A 14284-nucleotide genomic window follows, 5' to 3' on the forward strand; every position below is an offset into this window, starting at 1 on the left:
TATTACAGGAGAATTTCATGAACCACTGAATCGACCCTACTTTTGTAGACGCATTGAATGACTGCTTGGACTACCCCGCTCTGGTAGACATCCCCGGTCTATGCTTGAACGTCCGCTTCTGGCCGGTTTCTGACTGTTGCTACCGGCTGCTTTGTTGCTGACTGTGGATGGTCATTTTTCTCTCGTGCAGAACTCTGCCCATTCCGCCATCAGTGCCCTGCGCTTCTCCAGAAGATCGGAGCGCGAATAGGCCGCCTCCGTCTGGTCGCGTTCGTCATGGGCAAGCGCCAGCTCGCATACCTCGCGCGGGTAGTTGGTGCATTCGTTTGCCCAATCCCGGAAGGTGGATCGAAAGCCGTGCCTCGTGATGTCTGCATACCCCAGCTTTTGCAATAGATTGCGTAATGCGTTGCCATGCATGACGCCGCGTTTCCCTTGTCCAGGAAAAATGTAATTAGAATGCGTCTTATTCATATTTTTCAGCATCTCGACTATCTGTGGGGATAGCGGGATGACGAAAGGTTTTCGCATCTTCATGCGCCCGGCCGGAAGTGCCCAGATGCCCGCTTCGAGGTCAAACTCGGACCATTGAGCATGTTGGATCATGTGGTAACGAGCGCCGGTCAGAATCAGCAGCCTGGCTGCGATGGCGTCACGTGTATTGATGTTGGCCAGGGAGGCTATAAGCTTCGGAGTGTCTTTCCATTGCAGTGCTGGAAAGTGCTGGCGCTGCCTGGCCTTCTTCTTCTCTGCCTTACTCAGCAAGTTGTCCAAATGTCCGCGCCAGCGGGCAGGATTGTCCCCCTCGCGTAAGCGCCGAGCCTTGGCTGCATCCAGTATTTGCTCGATCTGGCCCCTGACTTCATCAGCAGTGCGGGTTTTGGTTACCCAGATGGGTTGCAACGCAGCAAGCACATGCTCGGTGCTGATGATGTCAGCCGACAGCTTGCCCATAGTCGGGAAGGCGTAGAGCTCCAGCTTGCGTAGCCAGCCTTTCCGCCACTTCTCAGACCAACTGCCGCCATGTGCCTGTTGGTATTCGCGAGCGAGATCTTCGAACGTCGTGCGACGTGCTGCGGCTTGGCGTTCGGCCTCGCGCTTGGCTTCCTTTGCCGCGTCGCGGGTTGCCAGTGGGTCGCTTCCGGAGGCGAGGAGCTTGCGTTGGTCGGCGGCCAACTGCCGTGCTTGGCCGAGTGTGATGGCAGGGAAGGGGCCTAGCCCCATTTCGCGGCTGCGGCCATCCAGCTTGTAGCGGAAGATCCAGCTGGTGCCGCCGCTCTTGGATACCTGGAAGTACAGGCCATCGCCATCATTGGTTTTTCCTGGCGTTGCAGCCTTGGCTATCGACTCTACGGTCTTGCTGGTCAGCTTGCCCATTACTCGCTCCTACTCCAACCCACACCCCTCAACCCACACTCTGACCCACACCTTGGTTGCGGATTTTATGGATGGTTACTGGATGTCTTAGGACGGATGCTAAGCTGCAGGTCCCGTATTTGCTAGTGCTGTAGGATCTTGCTGGATTTCTTCGGGCAATAAAAAAGCCGGCTTGTGGCCGGCTTTTAGGAGGGAGTCTCTGCTTATTTTTGGTAAGCGGCGACTGCCTTAGTAATCAGGTTGCGGGCTTCGTCAGCACCTGCCCAGCCTTCAACTTTTACCCACTTGCCTTTTTCGAGGTCTTTGTAGTTCTCGAAGAAGTGCTTGATCTGCTCGATCAGCAGCGGTGGCAGGTCGGTGTATTCCTGAACGTCCTTGTACAGCACGGTCAGTTTGTCGTGCGGTACGGCAACCAGCTTGGCGTCGCCGCCAGCTTCGTCGCTCATTAGCAGTACGCCAACCGGACGGGCGCGGATTACGGAGCCTGGAGCAACCGGGTATGGGGTTACTACCAGCACGTCCAGCGGGTCGCCGTCGTCAGCCAGGGTGTGTGGGATGAAACCGTAGTTGGCCGGGTAGAACATCGGAGTGGCCATGAAACGGTCTACGAACAGGCAATCGGTGTCGTGGTCGATTTCGTATTTGATCGGGGCGTGGTTGGCCGGGATCTCGATTGCAACGTAGATGTCGTTCGGCAGGTCTTTGCCAGCCGGGATCTTGCTGTAGCTCATGGGGCGACTTCCGGTGTGGGCCAAAAAAAGTGGGGCGGATTATAGGCACATTCTTAGGCTGATGCTACGGCGGAATCACTAGCCATTGGTCGCGGTTGAGCTGTCGGAAGTAGGGTTTTGGTAGTCAGCGCTGCTTTTCTGCAGGTGTTTCAGGCGCTGCAGTGGGTCTTGGCGGTAGAACAGGGCCAGTTGTTTGTAGACGAGCGGAAAGGCCTCGTGTAACTGGTCGGGGGCGCTGAAGAAGTATTCGCTGGTGACGGCAAAGAATTCCGCCGGGTCTTCTGCGGCGTAAGGATCAATCGCTGTTTCGGCATCCGGGTCGGCATCCAGCTGTGCGTTCAACTGGTCATAAGCGCTTTGCATGGCCTCAGCCCATTCGCTAACGCGCATGTAACCATGCAGGGGGGGCAGGCCGTTGGCATCGCCGTTGAGCATGTCGAGCTTGTGGGCGAGTTCGTGGATCACCAGGTTGTAGCCGTCCCATTGGCCGCTTTCCTCCACACCTGGCCAGGCCATGATGACTGGGCCTTGTAACCAGGCTTCACCACTGTGTTCGGCGTCCCATTCGTGCTCAATGCCGTTAGCGTCCCGATGGCGCTGTGGGCTGATGAAGTCATTGGGGTAGAGAACGATTTCGTGGAAGCCTTGATACCAGTTCAAATCGGCCAAGTGCAGCAGCGGCAGTTGTGCCTGTACGGCCAGCAATAGGCGGGCTTGTTCGTCCAGGACTACGCCGGGCAGGGCGGTGAGGTGCTTTTCGTTGAGGAACACGACAGCCCGTTCCTGCAAGCGCTTCAGCTCTTCTGCCGTAAGCCCATCCAGTATGGGCAGGCGACGGCTGACCGACTGCCACACCTCAGGGCTGACGGGGTTGCGGGCAAGAATGCGTCGGCGACGCCAAGCACGATAGGACCACATGGCTCAACTCGGCAGATTAAAGTTCGGTCACCATAAAGGCGGGCTGCAGACTGGGCAAGGCGACCATCGGCTTACTGGGTGAAATTGGCCAGTTCACGTTCACGCTCCGATTGGTGTGTGTGGCGATGGTCACGGGCCAGCAGGCTGTACACCGTTGGCAGGACGAAGAGGGTAAAGGCCGTGCCGATCAGCATGCCGCAAATGATGACCAGACTCAGCCCTTGTCGACTCTGTGCCCCGGCGCCCGAGGCGAACAGTAGGGGGGTGAGGCCGACGACCATGGCGGCGGTGGTCATCAGAATAGGCCGCAGGCGGATTTTAGCGGCATGCAGGATGGCGGCGTGCCGATCCAGTTGCTCGTGAAGTTGGGTTTCATTGGCAAAGGCGATCATCAAAATGCCGTGCTTACTGATCAGGCCAATCAAGGTCACCAGGCCGATTTGTGTGTAGATATTCAGCGTGGTCAGGCCCAGGGCCAGTGGCAGTAACGCGCCGCACATTGACAGAGGAACGGTGAGCAGAATGATCAGCGGATCGACGAGGCTCTCGAACTGAGCAGCAAGCACCAGGTAAATAACGATGATTGCAAACAGGAAGGTCAGCACCAGCGTATTACCTTCCTGCGTGTATTGGCGGGAGTCGGCCAGCCAATCATGGCTGAAGCCCGGTGGCAGCGATTGCATGGCCTGTTCCAGCGCTGTAACGGCCTGGCCCATGGACACTCCCGGTGCGGGGATGGCTTGCAGGGTGGCTGAGTTCTGTTGGTTGAATTGGTTGAGCTTGTTAGGTTCGACGGTTTCCTCAAGGCGTACCACGGCAGACAGGGGCACCAGCTCACCACTGCGGGTACGGATGCGTTGCTCGCTGAGGCTTTCAGCATTCAGGCGTGCTTCACGGATGCTCTGCGGGATAACGTCATAAGAGCGGCCAAGTAGTCCAAAGCGGTTGACGTAGTTTTCACCCACCAGTACTGCCAACGACTCGGCAATCGACTGCATGCTGATGCCCAGCAGATTGGCTTTGTCGCGGTCGACTGAAATCTTCACCAGGGGCGTATTGAATTCCAGGTCGCTGTCCACCACGGCGAACAGCCCGCTGTCCCGAGCCTCTTTCTTGAGGGTTTCCATGGCTTCGAACAGGCTGGTGAAGTCCAGGGGGGATTGCAGCACCAGCTGTATTGGCATGCCGCCTGTGGAACCGGGTAGCGCGGGTAGTTGGAAGGCGAAGATGTTGGTGCCTTCGACAGCATTCACTTTTTGTTGCAGGTCGTTTTGGATGGTGGAGGCGTCTCGTTCACGGCCTTTCCACTCAGTCAGGTTGATGCCGCCAAAACTGTTGGCTGGGCCGTCGGTGCCGTTGATGATCCAGCGGCTGGTGGTCTCCGGCAGCGTCTGAAACACCTCATCGAGTTTCAAGGAGAAGCGCTCGCTGTACTCCAAGTTGGCGTACTGAGGCGCCTTGATGGCGGTGAGAATGCTGGCCTGATCCTCCACTGGGGCGAGTTCACGTTGTGTCTTTTGATACAGCCACGGCAAGCTGATAAACACCGCTAGGGCCAGTAAGCAGATCAGCAGGCGTTGGTTGAGCGTGTGCTCCAGCAGGCGGGCGTAATGGTGCGCCAGCCAGTCAAAAAAACGGTTGGCTTGGCGGGCCACATAGCTGTCGTCATCGTGATTCAGTATCAGGGATGACATAACCGGCGACAGGGTCAGAGCGACAATGCCGGAGATGATCACGGCTCCCGCCAGGCTTAGTGCGAATTCGCGAAATAATGCGCCAGTCAGGCCGCTCATAAAGCCAATCGGTGCATAGACCGCCGCTAAGGTCAGGGTCATGGCGATGACCGGTCCGGTCACCTCGCGGGCACCGAGCAGGGCTGCGATCACCGGTGATTTTCCTTCGCTGATATGCCGGTGGGTGTTTTCCACCACGACGATGGCATCGTCCACCACCAGCCCGATGGCCAACACCATGGCTAACAGGGTGAGCAGATTGACGCTGAAGCCAAAGGCGAGCATCAGGCTGGCAGCGCCAAGCATCGACAGCGGAATCGTCACCAGCGGGATAAGCACGGTACGAAATGAGCCGAGGCAGAAGTAGATGACCAGCACCACAATCACCATGGCTTCGATCAGGGTTTTTACCACCTCGTCGATAGATGCCTGAATAAAACGAGCGGTTTCGAATGCCAGCTCGACCTTAACCCCTGGTGGCAGGTTTTTACGGATGTCATCAAGGCGCTGCTTGATGCCTTCGACAATCACCAGCGGATTACCCCGTGGTGCTGCAAACAGGCCGATGTGCACGGCGGGTTCACCATCCATCAGCGCACTGGTTTCCGTGGTGGCTGAGCCCAGCTCCACGTTACCTACATCTTTAACCCGAACCAGACCGTTTGCGTCGCTGTGGATCACCATCTCGCGGAACTGTTCGACGCTGGTCAGATCCGTGTCGATACGGATATTCGCGATCTGATATTGGCCCTTAATTTTACCGGGCGCTGCCTGGTAGTTTTCCGCCTGAATCGCTTGTGCGACTTGTTCGGCGGTCAGGCCGCGGGCGGCAAGGCGATCAGGGTCGAGCCACAGGCGCATGGCCTGCCGCTGGCCGCCGAAGACCTGAATCTTGGCGACCCCCTCAATGGATGACAGCGATGGTTCAATGGCCCGGGATAAATAATCGGTCAACGCAGAAACCGGCAGGTCTGCGCTGGAGAAACCGACATAAGCGACGGCAGTGGTGTCGCCACTGGAGCGTTCGATAACCGGGTCGTAAGCCTGCTCCGGCAGGCGGTAACGCACCTGATTAACCTTGGCCATGACCTCGCTCAGGGCGACGTTGGAGTCTTGCCCCAGACGCAGGCGTACATTGATGGTGCTCAAGCCCAGCACGGAGCTGCTGCTCATGTAATCCACACCCTCGACCGAGGCCAGCGACTGGGCAATGGGTTGGCTGATAAACCCCTGAATCAAATCAGCAGGCGCACCGGGGTATTCGGTGGTGACAGTGATGGTGGCGTTTTCCAGTTGCGGGTACTGGCGGATGGGCAGGCGATCCAGCGCGAGCAGACCTAGCAACAGAAGCAGGGCGTTAACCACCAGCGACAGAACCGGGCGGCGGATAAACAGATCAGTAAAGGTCATGGCTGGAGCTCAATTGCAGCTTGCGTTGGCTCCAGGGCATTGCTTGATACTGCCTCAATTGGGGTGCCATCGCTGAGTTTGATTTGCCCGGAAACCACTACTTGATCACCGGGTTTTAGGCCCTGAGTGATCTCAATACTGTCGGCATAACTGTTGCCAGTTGTCACCAGTACACGCTGTACGTGCAAACCCTCGCCAGCGTCGCGGGCGACAAACACCACTTTGCCGTAGGCCGTTGCCGTAACGGCTGTGCGTGGAACGTTGAGGCTGGGCTGTTGTTGTGGGCGGCGCACGCGGACCTCAGCAAACATGCCAGAGCGTAAAGTTGGATGCTGATCTTCAAGAGTGGCTTGCAAGCGGGTCTGACGGTTTTCATCAAGGATGGGGTCGATGCTGATGATGCGGGCCTTGAACTGTTGGCCGGGCAGGGCGCGAACCTGCAGTTCGACCTGCTGCGCCTTGCTTAACTCGGCGCTGGTGCTTTCATCCAGCGAAAAGTTCACGCGCAGGTGCTGATTATCACTGAGGCTGGTAATAGGGGCGCCGGGATAGAGGTATTGGCCCAGATTCACTTGACGAATACCGGCTTGCCCAGCAAAGGGCGCGCGGATTGTTTTCTGTGCGATCACGGCGCTGACTTGTTTTAATTCAGCGGCTGCCGCATCCCGGTCGGCCACAGCCTGATCGCCCTGTTCACGGCTCGCAGCGCCACTGGGGAGTAGCTGGCGGATGCGCTTAAGGCGTTGTTCCGCGTTGCGCAGTACGGCTGTTAGACGGGCCTGTTGGGCTAGCTCGGTCTCGGTATTGAGCGTCACCAATAGCTGACCTTTTTTTACTGCCTGCCCGGAATCGAAATGCAGCTGGGCAATTCGCCCGCCTAGCTCTGCTGTGACGATGACTTGCTGGCTCGCCTCAAGCGTGCCCACGCTGCTGTAGTAGTGCGGCAGAACGCTGTTTTGAGTGGTGGCTAAGGCCACTTGCACCTTGGGCTGAGCGACCTGCTGGGGGCTCTCCTGATTGGCCTCGTAGGTAAGGACTACCCCTGCCAATACGGCAATGCCAAGCACGCCAATAACGAGCCCCTTGTTCATTGTGCAGACCTCTGATCGCGGCTCCCCGATAGCTCAGCTTGATGCGTTGTGCTGTTAGCCTGAGGGCGGTCGGTGGTGCTGGGTTGAGAGCTCCACTGCACCACGAGCATGCCGATCAGAATTAACAACACGCCGCCTACACGCCCGAGGTTGATTTCTTTAAGCGGCAGGCCCATCAAGCCGAAGTGATCAATCAACAGCGAAGCCAGCATTTGCCCGGCAATGACGCAGACGATAAAACCCGTCGCACCGAGTCGCGGTGTTAGTAACAGCGCAGCGCTGATATAGATCACACCTGCTACTCCGCCCAGCCAGCCCCACAGCGGTAATTGCCCGGCTTGCCCAACCAGCGGGGCAGGGACTCGCAAGCTAAGCAGAACCGGTAATAACACCAGCAAACTGATCAGCAACGACACCAGAGTGGCCCACAGTGGGTGGCCAAGCGCACGACCCAGTGCTGCGTTGCTGCCGGCTTGGAATGGCACCAGTGCGCCTGCAACCAGTGCTGCGCCTCCAAGTATGAGCGCAGTGCTTGAAAGTGAGCTGCCCATAAAAGTTGCTCCGACGTTGCCTATTCGGAACTAGTCTTTTGTATGTGTTATCTGAATGGAAATTCGTATTTTTCAGTATTGGTATTCATTCAATGAATAATTTGCGCAACGTCGACCTTAACCTGCTGGTCACTTTGCAGGCCTTGCTGGAGGAAAAACACATCTCCCGTGCTGCGTTACGCCTGCACAAAAGCCAACCTGCGATCAGTCATGCGTTGGCCAACCTACGTCGGCAGTTCAATGACCCCCTGTTGATTCGGAGGGATGGCGGCTTGGAGCTGACGCCTCGGGCTACCGAGCTGTTACCCGCATTGAATATCGCCCTGGGGCATCTTGGGGAAGTGCTTGGTACACCTCCGTTCGATCCCTTGGATTCAAAACGCACTTTACGTCTGGCTATGTCGGATTTCGGCGCGAGGGTGGTGTTACCCCAGTTGATCCGGAGGTTGCGTCAAGACGCGCCAGGGATTGATCTGGTCATTACTCATGGCAGCCGCGAAGCCATGCTGGCTGATGTAACGGATGGCGAGGTAGATATGGCGCTCGGCGTGTTCCCTGGCAGGCTGAGTGGTCGTTTGCGTACACAGACGCTTTTTGAGGAACGCTTCGTGTGTGTGGCGGATGCAGCGACAGTGCCGCGCCGATCAGCGCTCAGCTTGAAAGATTGGCTGGCCAGGCCACACATTTTGGTAGCCACGCGCTCCGCTGCGGAAAACGAGATTGAGCGGGCCTTGGCCCAGGCAGGTTTGCAGCGACGCATTGCTGTGCAGTTGCCACATTGGAGTGTGGCCAATGAGTTGATTGCCGGTACCGATCTGATTTTGACGGTCGCTGAGCGCAATCTGCAGTCGATAAGAGGAGACGCTCGCTTTAAGTGTTTCAAGCCACCGGTTGAAATTAGTGCGTTTGATTTTCAACTGATCTGGCATCAGCGGCGAGACGGTGACGTCGCTCAGCATTGGCTTCGTGAGCGGGTTGTGGAAATTTGCCAAATACCGAAGGGGAAGACTCAGCCTGTGGTGTAGCCCTCGCTAATCGGCAGTACAAAACTCTTGAACTCGCTGCCTCAGCCAAGCAAAAAGCTCTGGCCGTTTTTTCCCTCGTTGAGCACCGGAACGTCTGCTTCGTCCTTCAGACTGACGCCTGAGAGCTGTCGCTTGCTGGCTTCACGCATCAAGTACAACAAGCGGTGGCTGGCCATGTTGTAGCTGAGACCTTCCAGACGGATATTGGAGATGCAGTTGCGGTCAGCATCGGTACGGCCAACTTTTGGTGCATAGGTGAAGTACAGACCAAGGCTGTCCGGTGAGCTGAGACCAGGCCGCTCGCCGATCAGGATCACCACCATGCGTGCCCCTAAGCGTTCAGCCACTTCATCGGCCACGGCGACACGACCTTGTTGCACGAGCGCAATGGGGGCGAGGCTCCAGCTTTCTTGTGTGGCGATATCGCTAATGCGTTCGATCATTGGCCGGGCATGGTGATGAACTGCCAAGGCGGAAAGCCCATCGGCCACCACAATCGCCAGATCGTATCCGCAGCTTTGCTCGTTGCGATGCTGATCCAGCAATGCGGCGGAATCCTCATCCAGTTTGCGTCCGAGATCGGGGCGTTGCAGATACGTATCGCGGTCTTTTGCTGCGCTGTGCAGCAGCAGGGTTTGCAGCTGTTGCTTTGCCAGTTCAGCGCTGAGTTGGGCGTGATCAAATGGCAGGTGCACGGCATCCCGCGCCTGGGCGTGGGCGTACTGGAACTCCAGGAGCGGCTGAGTTGGCAGGCTGGTCCCGGCACGGCCCAGAGCGATACGGGCAGGTGTCAGTTCGCGCAGCTGTTGCCACGGATTGGCGATGGCAGAGCTGTTGGTTTTATCCGTCATACCTGTCTCCTAACTCAGTTGCGCCAATGCCTGGCGGAAGGCCGCAGGCAGCTGTTCAGGCAGGCGCAAGTGCTTGCCGTCACGGTTGAATATGCCCATGCGCTGTAACCAGCTTTCGAATTCCGGCGCGGCTTGGAGGCCTAGGGTTTGGCGCACGTAGAGCGCATCGTGGAATGAAGTGGTCTGGTAGTTGAGCATCACGTCATCGGAGCCGGGAATGCCCATGATGAAGTTGATTCCGGCCATGCCGAGCAGGCTCAGCAGCACGTCCATATCATCCTGATCCGCTTCGGCGTGGTTGGTGTAGCAAATGTCACAGCCCATCGGCAGGCCCAGCAGCTTGCCGCAGAAGTGATCTTCCAGACCGGCGCGAATGATCTGTTTGCCGTTGTAGAGGTACTCCGGGCCGATAAAACCCACCACGGTGTTCACCAAAAACGGTTTGTAATGGCGCGCAACGGCATAGGCGCGGGCCTCGCAGGTTTGCTGGTCGAGTCCGTGGTGGGCGTTGGCGGAAAGGGCGCTGCCTTGGCCGGTTTCGAAATACATCAGGTTGCTGCCGACGGTGCCGCGCTTGAGCGACAGCCCGGCTTCGTAGCCTTCCTGCAGAATTTGCAGGTTGATCCCAAAACTGGCGTTGGCTGCTTCAGTGCCTGCAATCGACTGAAACACCAAGTCCAGCGGCACGCCGCGGTTGATCGCCTCAATGGAGCTGGTGACGTGGGTCAGCACGCAGGATTGGGTGGGGATTTCATAGCGCTGGATGATAGCGTCGAGCATCTTCAGCATCTCGCTGATGGAGCCGATGCTGTCGGTGGCCGGGTTGATGCCGATTACCGCGTCGCCGTTGCCGTAGAGCAGGCCGTCGAGAATGCTGGCGGCGATGCCGGAGGGATCGTCAGTCGGGTGATTGGGTTGCAAGCGGGTGGACATGCGCCCGCGTAGGCCAACGGTGTTGCGGAAGCGGCTGACCACACGAATCTTTTGCGCCACCAGCACCAAGTCCTGCACGCGCATGATCTTCGACACCGCAGCGGCCATTTCAGGCGTCAGGCCGGGGGCGAGTGCGCGCAGGCTGTCTTCGTTGGCGGCATCGCTGAGCAGCCAGTTGCGGAAGTCGCCCACCGTCAGGTGGCTGACCGGGGCAAAGGCGGCAGCGTCGTGGCTGTCGATAATCAGCCGGGTCACTTCATCGCTTTCGTACGGGATCAGCGCTTCAGTCAGAAACTGCTTGAGCGGCACCTCTGCCAGCGCCATTTGCGCGGCCACCCGCTCGCCTGCTGTGCTCGCTGCCACACCGGCCAGATAATCCCCGGAGCGGGCCGGGCTGGCTTTGTTCATCAGCTCACGCAGGCTGTCAAACCGGTAAGCGTTACCGCCGATGCTGTGCTGGAAACTGGACATCCTTATTCTCCTTGCTGGCCGGGCATGGCAATTCATGCCCGGCTCACTGCATCACTTCAGGGTTGCCTCGGCTTCGCTGATGGCCGTGAATTCTTCCTCTGGCGTGCCTGCCACCAAATGGTGACGGCTGTAAAAGGCAAAGTAGGCGATCAGCACAGCGTAGATAATCACCGCGCCAATGACCACCCGAGGGTCAACCAGAAAACCGGCAACCACCGCCACACAGGCCAGCAGCAGGGCAATGCCGGAGGTCACGATCCCGCCAGGGGTACGGTAAGGGCGAGGCAGGTCCGGGCGACGTACACGCAGGGTAATGTGCGAGGCCATCATCAGCACATAAGAGATCGTCGCGCCAAACACGGCCACCAGAATCAGCAGGTCACCCTGGCCGGTCAGCGACAGAGCAAAGCCGATCAGGCCTGGGACCACCAGCGCCAGTACCGGTACTTTGTTTTTATTGGTGATAGACAACGAGCGCGGTAGATAGCCCGCGCGGGACAGGGCGAAAATCTGCCGCGAGTAGGCATAGATGATCGAGAAGAAACTGGCGATCAACCCGGCCAGGCCGATCAGGTTGACGAAGCCGCTCATCCAAGTGGATTCGCCGTAGGCAATGGTCAGCGCTTCCACCAACGGATTGCCAGAGGCTTTCAGGGCTTCAGCACCGGCACCGCCCGGCCCGATCAGCAGAATCAGCAGGGCAAAGGCCAACAGCACCAACATCGCGCCGATCAAACCACGGGGCATGTCGCGCTGCGGGTTTTGGGTTTCTTCAGCGGCCAGCGGTACGCCTTCTACGGCGAGGAAAAACCAGATGGCATAAGGAATGGCTGCCCAAATGCCGACATAGCCAAACGGCAGGAAGCTGCTGGCGCCGGGGGCGTTGGTTGGGGCGATATCAAACAGGTTGCTCAGGGAAAAGTGCGGCAGCATGCCCAGCAGAAATACGGCAAGCGCGAGGGCGGCCACGGCGGTGATGATAAACATCAGCTTCAGCGCTTCACCGACGCCCAGGATATGGATGCCGATAAACACGATGTAGAAGGTCAGGTAGACCACCCAGCCGCCCACGCCAAATAGTGATTCGCAGTAAGCGCCGATAAACACGGCAATCGCCGCTGGGGCGATGGCGTATTCAATGAGGATCGCAGTGCCCGTGAGGAAGCCTCCGAGTGGGCCGAAGGCGCTGCGGGCAAAGCCGTAACCGCCGCCAGCGGTGGGGATCATCGAAGACAGCTCAGCTAGGGAGAAACACATACACAAGTACATCAGCGCCATCAGCAAGCTGGCGAGAAACATGCCGCCCCATCCGCCTTGTGCCAGGCCAAAGTTCCATCCGGCATAGTCACCGGAAATCACATACGCCACGCCCAGCCCAATCAGCAGCACCCAGCCAGCGGCGCTTTTTTTGAGTTGTCGGTGGGCGAAGTAGTCGGCATCGACGTGCTCCAATTCGGTGCCTGCGGTGTTGCTGTTTGCCTTTAATTGTTCTGTTGTCATGGCACATCCTCAATAGCCGCCAAGTCACAGCTCAGGTGAAACCTGGCGTTAAGCGTTTGCGGGATCTAGGTGGCTACGACATCACCGCCTACCAAGCGGCAAAAGCCCATGCACGTGGAGCAACTGCTGTGCCAAATGACGTGGCACTTTTGGATTGATCATTAACTTGGAAATAACGTTCAAACTTTCTGACAGTCGGACACACGTACCGCACCCTCTTCGCCGGGGCGCCGCTGTGCTAACCTGCCTGCCACTATTTGATCGGGCCATTCCCGGCCGTGAACAGTGCGCACTGCGCTGTGTCCAACGGGCTCTGGACGCTGCAAGAGGTTATCCATGCATATTCATATTCTCGGCATCTGCGGCACCTTTATGGGTTCGCTGGCGGTGCTGGCCAAGGAGTTGGGCCACCGTGTGACGGGCTCCGACGCAAACGTCTACCCGCCGATGAGCACGCAGCTTGAGGCGCAGGGCATTGAGCTGACTCAGGGCTACGACCCCGCGCAGCTGGAACCCGCGCCTGATCTGGTGGTGATCGGCAATGCTATGTCCCGTGGCAACCCGGCCGTTGAGTACGTGCTGAACAAAGGTCTGCCTTATGTCAGCGGCCCGCAGTGGTTGGCGGATCATGTCCTGCAAGGCCGTTGGGTGATGGCGGTGGCCGGCACCCACGGTAAAACCAGTAGCTCCAGCATGCTTGCCTGGGTACTGGAACATGCAGGCATGAGTCCCGGCTTCCTGATTGGTGGCGTGCCGCAGAATTTCGGCATTTCAGCCCGCTTGGGTAATACGCCGTTCTTTGTGGTGGAGGCGGATGAATACGACAGCGCCTTCTTCGACAAGCGCAGCAAGTTTGTCCATTACCACCCGCGCACGGCGATTCTGAACAACCTTGAGTTTGATCACGCAGACATCTTCCCTGATCTACCAGCGATCGAGCGGCAGTTCCACCATTTGGTCCGCACCATTCCAAGCGAAGGCTTGGTAATTCACCCGACCACCGAGCCTGCACTCAAGCGCGTGATCGACATGGGCTGCTGGACGCCGGTTCAGACCACCGGCGAAGGCGGCCAGTGGCAGGCTCGCCTGCTCAGCGAAGACGGTTCGCGCTTCGAAGTCAGCTTCGAAGGCAAGGTCGCAGGCGTGGTGGACTGGCAACTGACCGGCCAGCACAACGTTGCCAACGCCTTGGCCGTCCTGGCTGCGGCGCGTCACGTCGGCGTCGTGCCGGAGCTGGGTATTCAAGCGCTAGGCCTGTTTATTAACGCCAAGCGCCGCATGGAAAAAGTCGCCGAGGTCAACGGCATCACGATCTTCGATGACTTTGCCCACCACCCGACGGCCATCGCCACCACATTGGATGGCCTGCGCAAACGCATTGGCAGTGCCAAACTGATTGCCATCGTTGAGCCGCGATCTAACTCGATGAAGCTCGGCGCGCACCGCGACGGCCTGCCAGAGTCGGTGAAACTGGCTGACTCGGTGTACTGGTACGCTCCGCCAAATCTGGGTTGGGACCTGGCTGCCACGGTTGCCAGCTCGCCGGTGAAAACACAGGTGTGTGATTCGCTGGAGGCCATCATTGCAGGCGTCAAAGCCGAGGCTGCGCCGGGCACGCAAGTGGTGGTGATGAGTAATGGCGGCTTTGGTGGCTTGCATGGCAAGTTGGCGGCGGCGTTGGCATAAAGGAGTA

General features: G+C 58.2%; 11 protein-coding genes. 2 read left to right on the top strand and 9 right to left on the bottom strand.

The annotated features are described in order from the left end of the window. Positions 1-171 precede the first annotated feature (171 nt). The 6 genes from WG219_03825 to WG219_03850 all read right to left on the bottom strand — a co-directional run bounded on the left by WG219_03825 (position 172) and on the right by WG219_03850 (position 7811). Positions 172-1377 carry an integrase arm-type DNA-binding domain-containing protein gene (locus WG219_03825; GenBank protein ID WXL26617.1) on the bottom strand — a complete coding sequence of 402 codons (1206 nt, stop codon included), beginning with the start codon at positions 1375-1377 and terminating at the stop codon, positions 172-174. Positions 1378-1580: 203 nt separating this feature from the next. Beyond that, positions 1581-2108, bottom strand: coding sequence for an inorganic diphosphatase (gene ppa / locus WG219_03830; GenBank protein WXL26618.1), 528 nt, complete (start codon positions 2106-2108; stop codon positions 1581-1583). Between the two features lie 78 nt (positions 2109-2186). Next, complete coding sequence (locus WG219_03835; protein WXL26619.1) at positions 2187-3026, bottom strand: M90 family metallopeptidase; 840 nt, start codon at positions 3024-3026, stop codon at positions 2187-2189. Positions 3027-3097: 71 nt separating this feature from the next. After that, positions 3098-6169, bottom strand: a complete 3072-nt coding sequence (locus tag WG219_03840) for a MexW/MexI family multidrug efflux RND transporter permease subunit (GenBank protein WXL26620.1) — start codon at positions 6167-6169, stop codon at positions 3098-3100. Next, entirely contained in the window at positions 6166-7260 is a 1095-nt protein-coding gene (locus WG219_03845; protein ID WXL26621.1) for an efflux RND transporter periplasmic adaptor subunit, read from the bottom strand. The genes WG219_03840 and WG219_03845 overlap by 4 nt, the downstream gene beginning before the upstream one ends. Next, positions 7257-7811, bottom strand: a complete 555-nt coding sequence (locus tag WG219_03850) for a DMT family transporter (protein WXL26622.1) — start codon at positions 7809-7811, stop codon at positions 7257-7259. Before WG219_03850 ends, WG219_03845 begins: the two co-directional genes overlap by 4 nt. Positions 7812-7903: 92 nt before the next feature. Between WG219_03850 and WG219_03855 the strand changes: the two genes are divergently transcribed. Then, positions 7904-8836, top strand: coding sequence for a LysR family transcriptional regulator (locus tag WG219_03855; GenBank protein ID WXL26623.1), 933 nt, complete (start codon positions 7904-7906; stop codon positions 8834-8836). A 41-nt stretch (positions 8837-8877) separates the two neighbouring features. Here WG219_03855 and eutC read toward each other — a convergent pair whose 3' ends face one another. From eutC to eat, 3 genes are read right to left on the bottom strand one after another with little or no spacing between them, the layout of a single operon-like run. Then, positions 8878-9687 (bottom strand): ethanolamine ammonia-lyase subunit EutC, encoded by an 810-nt coding sequence (eutC, locus tag WG219_03860; GenBank protein WXL26624.1) that lies wholly within the window; start codon positions 9685-9687, stop codon positions 8878-8880. 9 nt (positions 9688-9696) lie between these two features. After that, positions 9697-11091 carry an ethanolamine ammonia-lyase subunit EutB gene (locus WG219_03865; protein ID WXL26625.1) on the bottom strand — a complete coding sequence of 465 codons (1395 nt, stop codon included), beginning with the start codon at positions 11089-11091 and terminating at the stop codon, positions 9697-9699. Positions 11092-11142: 51 nt separating this feature from the next. Then, entirely contained in the window at positions 11143-12591 is a 1449-nt protein-coding gene (gene eat / locus WG219_03870) for an ethanolamine permease (GenBank protein ID WXL26626.1), read from the bottom strand. Positions 12592-12927: 336 nt separating this feature from the next. Between eat and mpl the strand changes: the two genes are divergently transcribed. Then, positions 12928-14277, top strand: a complete 1350-nt coding sequence (gene mpl, locus WG219_03875; protein ID WXL26627.1) for a UDP-N-acetylmuramate:L-alanyl-gamma-D-glutamyl-meso-diaminopimelate ligase — start codon at positions 12928-12930, stop codon at positions 14275-14277. The last annotated feature ends 7 nt before the right edge of the window (positions 14278-14284 follow it).

Source organism: Pseudomonas mendocina (assembly GCA_037482215.1).
GTDB lineage: Bacteria > Pseudomonadota > Gammaproteobacteria > Pseudomonadales > Pseudomonadaceae > Aquipseudomonas > Aquipseudomonas mendocina_E.

Coding starts and splice junctions, on each gene's coding strand:
- WG219_03825 (WXL26617.1), bottom strand. CDS start 1,377: ATGGGCAAGCTGACCAGCAAGACCGTAGAGTCGATAGCCAAGGCTGCA.
- ppa (WXL26618.1), bottom strand. CDS start 2,108: ATGAGCTACAGCAAGATCCCGGCTGGCAAAGACCTGCCGAACGACATC.
- WG219_03835 (WXL26619.1), bottom strand. CDS start 3,026: ATGTGGTCCTATCGTGCTTGGCGTCGCCGACGCATTCTTGCCCGCAAC.
- WG219_03840 (WXL26620.1), bottom strand. CDS start 6,169: ATGACCTTTACTGATCTGTTTATCCGCCGCCCGGTTCTGTCGCTGGTG.
- WG219_03845 (WXL26621.1), bottom strand. CDS start 7,260: ATGAACAAGGGGCTCGTTATTGGCGTGCTTGGCATTGCCGTATTGGCA.
- WG219_03850 (WXL26622.1), bottom strand. CDS start 7,811: ATGGGCAGCTCACTTTCAAGCACTGCGCTCATACTTGGAGGCGCAGCA.
- WG219_03855 (WXL26623.1), top strand. CDS start 7,904: ATGAATAATTTGCGCAACGTCGACCTTAACCTGCTGGTCACTTTGCAG.
- eutC (WXL26624.1), bottom strand. CDS start 9,687: ATGACGGATAAAACCAACAGCTCTGCCATCGCCAATCCGTGGCAACAG.
- WG219_03865 (WXL26625.1), bottom strand. CDS start 11,091: ATGTCCAGTTTCCAGCACAGCATCGGCGGTAACGCTTACCGGTTTGAC.
- eat (WXL26626.1), bottom strand. CDS start 12,591: ATGACAACAGAACAATTAAAGGCAAACAGCAACACCGCAGGCACCGAA.
- mpl (WXL26627.1), top strand. CDS start 12,928: ATGCATATTCATATTCTCGGCATCTGCGGCACCTTTATGGGTTCGCTG.